At 44.8% G+C, this 12,040-nt stretch carries 5 protein-coding genes; all 5 read right to left on the bottom strand.

Translation table 11 applies throughout. The annotated features are described in order from the left end of the window. Positions 1-78: 78 nt before the first annotated feature. Complete coding sequence (gene fusA, locus D9603_RS06000; RefSeq protein WP_125251556.1) at positions 79-2,193, bottom strand: elongation factor G; 2,115 nt, start codon at positions 2,191-2,193, stop codon at positions 79-81. 27 nt (positions 2,194-2,220) lie between these two features. Further along, on the bottom strand, positions 2,221-2,691 hold the full coding sequence (gene rpsG, locus D9603_RS05995) for a 30S ribosomal protein S7 (RefSeq protein WP_099031881.1): 471 nt from the start codon (positions 2,689-2,691) through the stop codon (positions 2,221-2,223). Positions 2,692-2,792: 101 nt separating this feature from the next. Then, positions 2,793-3,167, bottom strand: a complete 375-nt coding sequence (gene rpsL / locus D9603_RS05990; RefSeq protein ID WP_010387308.1) for a 30S ribosomal protein S12 — start codon at positions 3,165-3,167, stop codon at positions 2,793-2,795. 385 nt (positions 3,168-3,552) lie between these two features. After that, positions 3,553-7,734: a DNA-directed RNA polymerase subunit beta' gene (rpoC, locus tag D9603_RS05985; protein ID WP_125251555.1), complete on the bottom strand. Its 4,182-nt coding sequence runs from the start codon at positions 7,732-7,734 to the stop codon at positions 3,553-3,555. Between the two features lie 109 nt (positions 7,735-7,843). Next, the gene (rpoB, locus tag D9603_RS05980) at positions 7,844-11,869 is read right to left on the bottom strand and encodes a DNA-directed RNA polymerase subunit beta (RefSeq protein ID WP_125251554.1); all 4,026 of its coding nucleotides are present in this window, start codon (positions 11,867-11,869) and stop codon (positions 7,844-7,846) included. Positions 11,870-12,040: the final 171 nt, after the last annotated feature.

Below are 12,040 nucleotides of genomic sequence, written 5' to 3'. Positions count from 1 at the left end.
TTCAAACTTTTCTTTTGCCATTTTAAAATTTCCTATAAAGAAATTAAAGTCCAGCCCTAAGACCGGACCGAACTAAAATTACTTAACAGCGCGAGCTGCAATTATTGCATCAGCTACATTTTTAGCCGCTTCAGCATACTTTAGAAACTCCATTGAGTATGATGCGCGACCCTGAGTAGCAGAGCGTAAATCTGTTGCATAACCAAACATTTCAGAAAGCGGTACCTGAGCATTAACTTGCTTAGAGCCACCAAATGCTTCTTCCATGCCTTCAATTATGCCACGACGACGGTTTAAGTCGCCTACTACATCACCCATGTTTTCTTCAGGGGTGATTACTTCTACTTTCATGACAGGCTCAAGTAAAACTGGACTTGCTTCTAGCGCACCATTTCTAAAGCCCATCGAACCGGCGATTTTAAACGCCATCTCGTTTGAATCGACATCGTGGAACGAGCCATCAAACAAAGTGGCTTTGACACCCAATAGCGGATAACCAGCAAGAACACCTTGCTTCATCTGCTCTTGAATCCCTTTATCAACCGCTGGGATATACTCTTTTGGTACTGTACCGCCTACGATTTCGTTAACGAATTCATATATTGGCGCATCGTCATCAGAGACATCCATTGGTTCTAGCTTCAACCAAACGTGACCATATTGACCACGACCACCAGATTGACGCACAAACTTACCTTCAGCTTCAACAGAAGCTCGGATAGTTTCACGGTATGCAACCTGAGGCTTACCAACGTTACACACAACGTTAAACTCACGCTTCATACGATCGACAATGATATCTAAGTGAAGCTCACCCATACCAGAGATAATCGTTTGACCTGATTCTTCGTCCGTTTCTACGCGGAATGAAGGATCTTCTGCTGCAAGTTTACCGAGTGCAACGCCCATTTTTTCTTGGTCAGCTACTGTTTTAGGTTCTACTGCGACTGAGATTACGGGCTCAGGAAATTCCATACGTTCTAACGTAATTGGCGCTTCTTGAGCACAAAGTGTATCACCAGTAGTTACATCTTTTAGGCCGATAGCAGCCGCGATGTCACCCGCATGAACTTCTTTAATCTCTTCACGCGAGTTAGAGTGCATTTGAACAATACGTCCAAAACGCTCTTTTTTACCTTTAACAGGATTTAGTACCGAATCACCCTGGCTCACTTTACCAGAATAAACTCGGAAGAAAGTAAGTGTGCCGACGAATGGATCGGTTGCGATCTTAAATGCAAGCGCCGCAAACGGTGCATTATCGTCAGCTTCACGCGTATCTTCGGTTTCGTCATCTAAGACACCTTGGATAGCCTTTACTTCAGTAGGCGACGGCATGAATTCAATTACAGCGTCAAGCACAGCTTGAACACCTTTGTTCTTGAATGCGCTACCCGTCGTCATAGGCACAATTTCATTGGCCAATGTGCGTTGGCGAAGGGCTGATTTAATCTCTTCTTCGCTCAACTCACCATCTTCAAGATATTTTTCCATTAGTTCTTCAGAAGCTTCTGCTGCACTCTCAATTAGATGAGAGCGCCATTCTTCAGCAAGCTCCTGAAGGTCTGCAGGGACCTCTTCGTAAGTGAAAGTCATCCCCTGGTCTTCTTCATTCCAGTTAATCGCTTTCATTTTGATGAGGTCAATAACACCTTTAAATTCGTCTTCAGCACCAATCGGCAACTGAATAGGCACAGGTGTAGCACCAAGACGTTTTTTAACCTGCTCAACTACAGACAAGAAATCTGCCCCCGTACGATCCATCTTATTGACAAAAATCATACGTGGCACTTCATACTTATTTGCCTGACGCCAAACCGTCTCAGTTTGCGGTTGCACACCTGATGAAGCACACAACACAACAACAGCACCATCAAGTACACGCAATGAGCGCTCTACTTCGATAGTAAAATCTACGTGTCCTGGAGTATCGATGATGTTTATACGATGCTCATCAAACTGAGCATCCATCCCTTTCCAAAAACACGTTGTTGCAGCAGAAGTGATCGTGATACCACGCTCTTGCTCCTGCTCCATCCAGTCCATAGTTGCGGCACCGTCGTGTACTTCACCAATCTTATGAGAAAGACCAGTATAGAAAAGTACGCGCTCGGTCGTAGTTGTTTTACCCGCATCTACGTGAGCACAAATACCGATGTTACGGTAGCGCTCAATAGGAGTTGTCCGTGCCATAATATCCTCTTAAAGGGTGTTAGCAGATTACCAACGGTAGTGAGCGAATGCTTTGTTCGCTTCAGCCATACGGTGAACGTCTTCACGTTTCTTAACCGCAGTGCCTTTGTTTTCAGCAGCGTCGATCATCTCTTGAGCAAGACGAAGACCCATTGATTTTTCGCCACGCTTACGAGCAGCTTCAACCAACCAACGCATACCTAGTGCGTTACGACGCACTGGACGTACTTCTACTGGTACTTGGTACGTTGAACCACCAACACGGCGAGATTTAACCTCTACCTGTGGGCGAACGTTATCAAGTGCAGCTTCAAAGATTTCTAGGTGCGACTTGCCTGATTTTTCAGCAGCCACGTCTAGCGCACCATATACGATTTTTTCAGCAGTAGATTTCTTGCCGTCAAGCATTACTACGTTAACGAATTTAGCAAGAAGCTCTGATCCGAACTTCGGATCTGGAAGAATTTTACGTTGACCTATTACGCGTCTTCTAGGCATTTTCTTTCTCCGGTATCTTCAGGTCCGTGTGTTACACGGATTCCCAAAACAATATATAAAAATTTAAAACTTAAGTGCTTGGCCTTACTAACGGAGAACCATTAGCCCTTAGGACGTTTTGCACCGTACTTAGAACGACCTTGCTTACGGTCGTTAACACCCGCACAGTCAAGCGCACCACGAACTGTGTGGAAACGCACACCTGGTAAGTCTTTAACACGACCACCACGGATTAGGATTACACTGTGCTCTTGAAGGTTGTGGCCTTCACCGCCAATGTATGAAGTTACTTCAAAACCGTTCGTTAGACGAACACGCGCTACTTTACGTAATGCAGAGTTTGGTTTCTTTGGTGTCGTTGTATATACACGAGTACATACTCCACGCTTTTGTGGACAAGCTTTAAGAGCAGCTGAGTTGCTCTTAGTAACCTTGCTACGACGTGGCTTACGCACTAGCTGGTTAATAGTTGCCATTAAATAGCTCCTGAATTAATAAATTACTACTGAAAAATAAAATCTTACCATTTAAGCGCGCTTCAATTTATTGAACGACTAAAATGGGTGGCCGAATTTTAATGACCAAAGTTTAACCTGTCAACCAAAAGTAATCATTAGCGGTCTTTAAATACTTTGAACCTAGCCTATTTTCAGCTTGAACTTATTGAAAGTTAACAAATCTTATGGGATTAGCGGAAAAACGATTATTGCAGTATACATATTCATATGACGTTTTGATGGCAACACGACAGGTCGCAACTTTGGCATGCTTTTCCTTAAATAGACCATAATAGTATAGGCATAAAAAAACCGCTGTGGAGTTAGCACAGCGGCTTTTAACTTATTTAGCTAACTGACTCGATTACTCGTTGCCACCTAGTAAATCAGCGTTTAATGCGTCTGTTAGCGCTTGAGTTGCTTCTTCCGCACTTACTGTTTGTTCTTCAAGTGCAGCTTCGCCTTGCTTACGACGATTGATACGCTCTTCATGGTAGGCAAAACCTGTACCCGCTGGGATCAAACGACCCACGATTACGTTTTCTTTCAGACCACGTAGCTCATCGCTCTTACCATTCACAGCCGCTTCTGTTAGAACACGAGTTGTTTCTTGGAACGATGCAGCTGAGATGAACGACTCAGTCGCAAGTGATGCTTTGGTAATACCCATCAGCTGAATTTCAAACTTAGCTGGGATCTTACCTTGCTTTTCTAGCTCACGATTTGCGATGTTAACGCGCGCAACTTCTGCTTGCTCACCTGCTAGGAATTCGCTGTCACCACCATCAAGGATGATACACTTACGAAGCATCTGACGAACGATAGTCTCAATGTGCTTATCGTTAATCTTTACACCCTGTAGGCGGTATACTTCTTGTACCTCGTTAGTGATGTAATTAGATACATCAGTAACACCACGCAAACGTAGGATATCGTGCGGTGATTCTGGACCATCGGCAATAACTTCACCTTTAGCCACTTGCTCACCTTCGAACACGTTAAGCTGACGCCATTTCGGGATCATTTCTTCGTACGCATCACCTTCATCAGGTGTGATCACAAGGCGCTTCTTACCTTTAGTCTCTTTACCGAAGCTAACAGTACCTGTGATTTCTGCAAGAATTGCAGGATCTTTTGGTTTACGCGCTTCGAATAGGTCAGCAACTCGAGGTAGACCACCCGTAATGTCACGAGTCTTCGAACCTTCTTGTGGGATACGAGCTAGTACAGAACCTGGTAGTACTGTTGCACCATCTGTGATTTCAATCGTTGTGAATGAAGGTAGACGGATCTCTTGAAGACCACGCTCTTCGTTCTCAATGATTAGTTTAGGCTCTTTCGCGTTTACTTTCGCAAGATCCTTAACAACCACACGTGTTAGACCAGTTAACTCATCAGTCTGTGCTTCAGTGTTTGAATCGTCGATATCGCTGAACGATACTTTTGATTCATGTTCAATGATGATTGGGTGACTATGCGGATCCCAAGTAGCAACGATGTCGTTACCTTTAACGTCAGCACCATCTTGTACAGTTAATACTGCACCGTAAGGTACTTTATAACGCTCTTTCTCACGACCGTGCTCATCGATAATCGTGATCTCGGTTGAACGAGACGTGATAACGATTTTGCCATCAGCATTGATTACAAACTTCGCATTGTGCAGCTTCAAGTTACCATTGTTCTTAACTTGAACACTGTTCTCTGCAGACGCTCGAGATGCCGCACCACCGATGTGGAATGTACGCATCGTAAGCTGTGTACCCGGCTCACCGATTGACTGTGCCGCGATTACACCAACTGCTTCACCAGGATTGATGATATGGCCACGGGCCAAGTCACGACCGTAACAGTGTGCACACACACCAAAGTCGTTTTGACAGGTGATTACAGAACGTACTTTAACTTCGTCTACTGAATGCTCTTCTAAAAGATCACACAGTTTTTCGTCAATCATTACGTTACGTGCAACAAGTACTTCAGTAGTACCTGGCTTACATACATCTTCCGCAACAACACGACCTAGTACTCGCTCGCGAAGTGGTTCTACAACGTCACCACCTTCGATTAGCGGCTTCATTACTAGACCTTCTTCGGTGCCACAGTCTGATTCGTTGATAACCAAATCTTGTGCTACGTCTACTAGACGACGAGTTAGGTAACCCGAGTTCGCTGTCTTAAGTGCTGTATCCGCTAGACCCTTACGTGCACCGTGCGTCGAGATAAAGTACTGTAGTACGTTTAGACCTTCACGGAAGTTCGCTGTAATTGGCGTTTCGATGATTGAACCATCTGGACGTGCCATTAGACCACGCATACCAGCTAGCTGACGGATCTGAGCAGCACTACCACGAGCGCCCGAGTCTGCCATCATAAACACTGAGTTAAATGACGGTTGCTCTTCTTCGTTGCCTTCAGCGTTGATAACCGTTTCTTTTGAAAGGTTAGCCATCATCTCGCGAGAAAGGTTTTCGTTTACACGTGACCAGATATCGATAACTTTGTTGTATTTCTCACCGGCAGTTACAAGACCTGATTGGAACTGTTGGTTGATTTCTGCAACCTCAGCTTCCGCACGATCGATGATCTCACCTTTAGTTGGTGGGATTACCATGTCATTGATACCGATAGAAACACCAGACTTCATCGCGTAGTGGAAACCGGTATACATCACTTGGTCAGCAAAGATAACTGTATCTTTAAGACCTAGACGACGGTAACACTCATTAAGAAGACCTGAAATTTGTTTCTTACCTAGTGGTTTATTGATCAGTTCAAACGGCAAACCTTCAGGGATATTCAATGAAAGGATTGCACGACCTACTGTCGTATCTACTAGGTGAGTTAACGTGCCGCGCTCACGTGTTTCTTCGTCGATAGTCACTTCTGTGATACGCACTTTAACACGAGCGTGAAGCTCAGCAGCACCTACACGGTATGCTTTTTCAGCTTCTTTTGCATCTTTAAATACAGTGCCTTCACCTTTACCGTTGATGCGATCGCGAGTCATGTAGTAAAGGCCTAGTACAACGTCCTGTGAAGGAACGATAATTGGCTCACCGTTCGCTGGTGCTAGGATGTTGTTGGTAGACATCATCAATGCACGCGCTTCCAACTGCGCTTCAAGCGTCAGTGGGACGTGAACCGCCATTTGGTCACCATCGAAGTCAGCGTTGTACGCCGCACACACTAGCGGGTGCAGGTGAATCGCTTTACCTTCGATAAGTACAGGTTCGAATGCTTGGATACCTAGACGGTGAAGTGTTGGTGCACGGTTAAGTAAAACCGGATGCTCACGGATAACTTCGTCTAGTACGTCCCAAACCTCAGGTACTTCACGCTCAACCATCTTCTTCGCAGCTTTGATGGTTGTCGCCATACCACGGCGCTCTAATTTACCGTAGATAAATGGCTTGAATAGCTCAAGTGCCATCTTCTTAGGTAGACCACACTGATGTAGTTTCAGCGTAGGACCAACGGTGATAACAGAACGGCCTGAGTAGTCAACACGCTTACCTAGAAGGTTTTGACGGAAACGACCTTGCTTACCTTTAATCATGTCTGCAAGCGACTTAAGTGGACGCTTGTTAGAACCTGTAATTGCACGGCCACGACGACCATTATCAAGTAGCGCATCAACCGCTTCTTGAAGCATACGCTTTTCGTTACGTACGATGATGTCAGGTGCAGCTAAGTCTAGAAGACGCTTCAAACGGTTGTTACGGTTGATTACACGACGGTAAAGGTCGTTCAGATCTGAAGTCGCAAAACGACCGCCATCTAGTGGTACTAGAGGACGTAGATCTGGTGGAAGTACTGGTAATACGCTCATTACCATCCACTCAGGATTGTTACCTGATTGGTGGAACGCTTCCATTAGTTTTAGGCGCTTGGTGATTTTCTTACGCTTGGTTTCAGAGTTGATTGTTGGTAACTCTTCACGCATTTCAGCGATTAACTGACCAAGGTCTAGCTCGCGAAGTAGATCAAGTACAGCTTCTGCACCCATCTTAGCTTCAAATTCATCACCGTGCTCTTCAAGCGCATCTAGGTATTCTTCTTCACCTAGTAATTGACCGCGCTCAAGCGTAGTCATACCTGGCTCAGTTACCACGAATGATTCGAAGTAAAGTACACGTTCGATATCACGAAGCGTCATATCTAGCATTAAGCCAATACGTGACGGAAGTGATTTCAAGAACCAAATATGTGCAACTGGGCTAGCCAGCTCAATGTGACCCATACGGTCACGACGTACTTTTGTTAGCGTTACTTCAACGCCACACTTTTCACAGATAACACCACGGTGCTTCAAGCGCTTGTATTTACCACACAAACACTCGTAATCTTTTACTGGGCCGAAAATACGGGCACAGAATAAGCCATCACGCTCAGGCTTGAAAGTACGATAGTTGATTGTCTCAGGTTTCTTTACTTCACCGTAAGACCATGAACGCACCATGTCTGGCGAAGCAAGACCAATGCGAATTGCGTCGAATTCTTCGGTCTTATTTTGTTGCTTCAGAAACTTAAGTAAGTCTTTCACCTTAGCTCTCCTGTCGGAGGTTAATCTTGAGGGTAAACGCTGTTTACCCCTACATTCTTTTCAGTCCGGCTGCTGTTAAGCAATGCCGCAGCGCACTGCGGCGGTCGGATTAAATTTCTTCCAACTCGATGTTGATACCTAGCGAGCGGATTTCTTTCAACAATACGTTGAACGACTCAGGCATACCCGGTTCCATCTTGTGGTTACCGTCAACGATGTTTTTATACATCTTGGTACGACCGTTTACGTCATCCGACTTCACTGTCAACATTTCTTGTAGTGTGTAGGCAGCACCGTATGCTTCTAGTGCCCATACCTCCATCTCACCGAAACGCTGACCACCGAACTGTGCCTTACCACCCAGCGGCTGCTGAGTTACTAGGCTATAAGAACCAGTTGAACGCGCGTGCATCTTGTCATCAACTAGGTGGTTCAGTTTCAGCATGTACATGTAGCCCACTGTCACCTGACGCTCAAACGCATCACCAGTACGACCGTCATATAGCGTAACCTGACCACTTCTCGGATAACCACCAAGCTCTAACATGTCTTTGATTTCAGCTTCACGTGCACCGTCAAATGCTGGAGTTGCGATTGGTAGACCACCTTTAAGGTTTGCTGCCAAGCGACGGATTTCATCATCAGAGAAGTTAGCAATATCTACTTTCTGGCGACAATCACCAATTTCGTAAGCTTTCTTGATGAATTCACGCAGCTCATGAATTTCGCGTTGCTCTTTCATCATTTCTTCAAGACGTTCACCGATACCACGAGCAGCTAGACCCATGTGGGTTTCTAGGATCTGACCGATGTTCATACGAGACGGTACACCTAGAGGGTTAAGTACGATGTCTACAGTACGACCTTTGTCATCGTAAGGCATATCTTCAACAGGAACGATAGTTGAAATAACACCCTTGTTACCGTGACGACCAGCCATCTTATCACCAGGTTGGATACGACGTTTAACAGCTAGGTATACTTTAACAATCTTAAGTACGCCAGGTGCTAGATCATCACCTTGAGTGATCTTGCGACGCTTGTTCTCGAAACGCTTGTCGTAGTCAGCTTTAAGCTCGTCATACTGTGCAGCTAGTTGCTCAAGCTCTGCTTGATGCTCTTCATCCGCAAGACTTTGCGTTAGCAATTTCTCAGTATTAAAGCCAGCTATTTGCTCTTCACTCATACCTGCTTTGATCAGTAGGTTACGAGCGTGAGTTAGGATACCGCCTTCAAGGATTCTAAACTCTTCGTTGAAGTCTTTCTTCGCTTCACGAAGCTGCATTTCTTCAACTTCTAATGCACGTTTGTCTTTTTCAACGCCATCACGCGTAAACACTTGTACATCGATTACTGTACCAGATACTGAGTTTGGTACACGTAGCGAGCTATCTTTTACGTCAGATGCTTTTTCACCGAAGATTGCACGTAGTAGCTTTTCTTCTGGTGTTAGCTGCGTTTCGCCTTTAGGTGTTACTTTACCTACAAGGATATCGCCGCCTTTTACTTCAGCACCGATGTATACAACGCCAGACTCATCAAGTTTGCCTAGTGCAGATTCACCCACGTTTGGAATATCCGCAGTGATCTCTTCTGGGCCAAGCTTAGTATCACGGGCAATACATTGAAGCTCTTGGATGTGGATAGTCGTTAGACGATCTTCTTTTACAACGTTCTCTGAAAGTAGGATTGAATCCTCGAAGTTGTAACCATTCCAAGGCATGAACGCCACACGAAGGTTTTGACCAAGTGCTAAGTCACCAAGGTCTGTTGAAGGACCATCAGCAAGTACATCACCACGTACTACCGGCTCACCAACCATACAAGTTGGTTTCTGGTTAATACAAGTGTTTTGGTTTGAGCGTGTGTACTTAGTTAAGTTATAGATGTCGATACCCGCTTCACCAGGGATACGCTCATCTTCATTAACGTTAACAACAATACGGCTCGCATCAGCATATTTAACAATACCACCACGCTTCGCAACGATAGTTACACCAGAGTCTTTTGCTAGTGTACGCTCGATACCAGTACCAACTAACGGCTTATCAGCACGTAGTGTAGGTACAGCTTGACGTTGCATGTTCGATCCCATCAATGCACGGTTTGCGTCATCGTGCTCTAGGAATGGAATAAGTGCCGCGGCCACAGAGATTACCTGCTGTGGAGATACGTCCATATACTGAATGCTGTCGCTTGGCATAAAGGTTGATTCACCTTTAAAACGACAAGGAATTAGTTCTTCAGCAAATTGGTTATCATCAGTTAGCGTTGTATTCGCCTGTGCGATAACGAACTGACCTTCTTCAATTGCTGATAGGTAATCAACATCGTCAGTAACGATTCCATCTACTACTTTGCGGTATGGAGTCTCTAGGAAACCATAGTCGTTTGTACGCGCGTAAGTAGATAGTGAGTTGATTAGACCGATGTTTGGACCTTCAGGCGTTTCGATTGGACAAACACGACCATAGTGCGTTACGTGTACGTCTCGTACCTCGAAGCCTGCACGTTCACGTGTTAAACCACCCGGACCTAATGCAGAAATACGACGCTTGTGCGTTACTTCTGAAAGCGGGTTGTTCTGATCCATAAACTGTGAAAGCTGTGAAGAACCAAAGAATTCTTTTACTGCTGCTGAGATTGGCTTAGCGTTGATCAAATCCTGTGGCATCACGTTATCTAGGTCACCAAGACTTAGACGCTCACGTACCGCACGCTCAACACGTACAAGACCTACACGGAATTGGTTTTCTGCCATTTCACCTACAGAACGAATACGACGGTTACCTAAGTGGTCGATATCATCTACATCGCCTTTACCGTTACGGATGTCGATTAACACCTTCATCACACTAACGATGTCTTCTTTAGATAACGTGCCTTCGCCTTCGTCTGAATCATAACCAACTCGGCTATTGAACTTCATACGACCAACAGTCGATAGATCATAACGCTCTTCAGAGAAGAATAGGTTATCAAATAACGCTTCTGCAGCTTCTTTTGTCGGTGGCTCACCAGGGCGCATCATGCGGTAGATTTCTACCAATGCCTCTAGGCGGTTATTTGTAGAGTCAATACGTACTGTTTCTGACATGTACGCACCGCTGTCGACTTCATTGATATAAAGGGTATCAATCTTCGTGTGACCAGCTTTTACCAGCTCAGCCATAAGCTCAAGAGAAAGCTCAGCGTTCGCTTCTGCAATGATTTCGCCTGTTGACTCGTCAATATAGTTGTTAGCAACGATACGCCCAATGATGTACTCATGCGGTACTTCAAGGGTATCAATACCTTGCTTTTCGATACTCTTAATATGACGTGCAGTAATGCGACGGCCTTGCTCAACTAGTACATCACCATTTGCATCTTTGATGTCAAATGCTGCGGTTTCACCACGCAGACGTGAAGGTACAAGCTCCATCAACACTTTACCATCTTTTACTTCGAAACTGGTTGTCTCAAAGAATAGTGCCAAAATCTCTTCAGTCGTGTACTCAAGTGCACGTAAGATGATAGATGCAGGTAATTTACGACGACGGTCAATACGTACGTAAAGGTTATCTTTTACATCGAATTCAAAGTCTAACCATGAACCACGGTAAGGAATTACACGTGCGTTATATAGTACTTTACCAGATGAATGTGATTTACCACGGTCGTTATCAAAGAATACACCAGGTGAACGGTGTAGCTGAGAAACGATAACACGCTCAGTACCATTAATTACAAAAGTACCGGTGTCAGTCATGAGCGGGATTTCGCCCATGTAAACTTCTTGCTCTTTTATGTCTTTGACCGTGCCAGGTGCATCTTTGTCCATTAGCACAAGACGTAGTTTAACGCGAAGTGGAGCAGAATATGTCACACCGCGGATTTGACATTCTTTAACGTCAAATACTGGCTCGCCAATACGATAACTAACGTATTGAAGCTCAGAATTGCCCGAGTAGCTCTTGATAGGAAATACAGAACGGAATGCAGCTTCCAGTCCAGTATCACCATCAGCGTCAGGCGCAATGAACTTATCGAACGATTCCAACTGCATTTGCAGTAGGAAAGGTATATCCAAAACCTGTGGACGTTTACCAAAATCCTTACGGATACGTTTCTTTTCAGAATAAGAGTAAGCCATGGGGTTCCTCAGCTTGCTGATCTTTGACCCAACCTGTCCAAAATTGAACAGACTTCACTGGCATCTAAGCCATGATAACAACATCTAAATTGTCACACTAACTTGCTTAACTAGGGACTTTAATACGCATCAGTTGCGCTTTATTGAAGTTCTAGTGTAACCAAGACAGTG

This window comes from Pseudoalteromonas sp. PS5 (assembly GCF_004103255.1).
Classification (GTDB): domain Bacteria; phylum Pseudomonadota; class Gammaproteobacteria; order Enterobacterales; family Alteromonadaceae; genus Pseudoalteromonas; species Pseudoalteromonas peptidolytica.
This window is presented reverse-complemented; position numbering and strand designations above follow the sequence as displayed.

Coding starts and splice junctions, on each gene's coding strand:
- fusA (WP_125251556.1), bottom strand. CDS start 2,193: ATGGCACGGACAACTCCTATTGAGCGCTACCGTAACATCGGTATTTGT.
- rpsG (WP_099031881.1), bottom strand. CDS start 2,691: ATGCCTAGAAGACGCGTAATAGGTCAACGTAAAATTCTTCCAGATCCG.
- rpsL (WP_010387308.1), bottom strand. CDS start 3,167: ATGGCAACTATTAACCAGCTAGTGCGTAAGCCACGTCGTAGCAAGGTT.
- rpoB (WP_125251554.1), bottom strand. CDS start 11,869: ATGGCTTACTCTTATTCTGAAAAGAAACGTATCCGTAAGGATTTTGGT.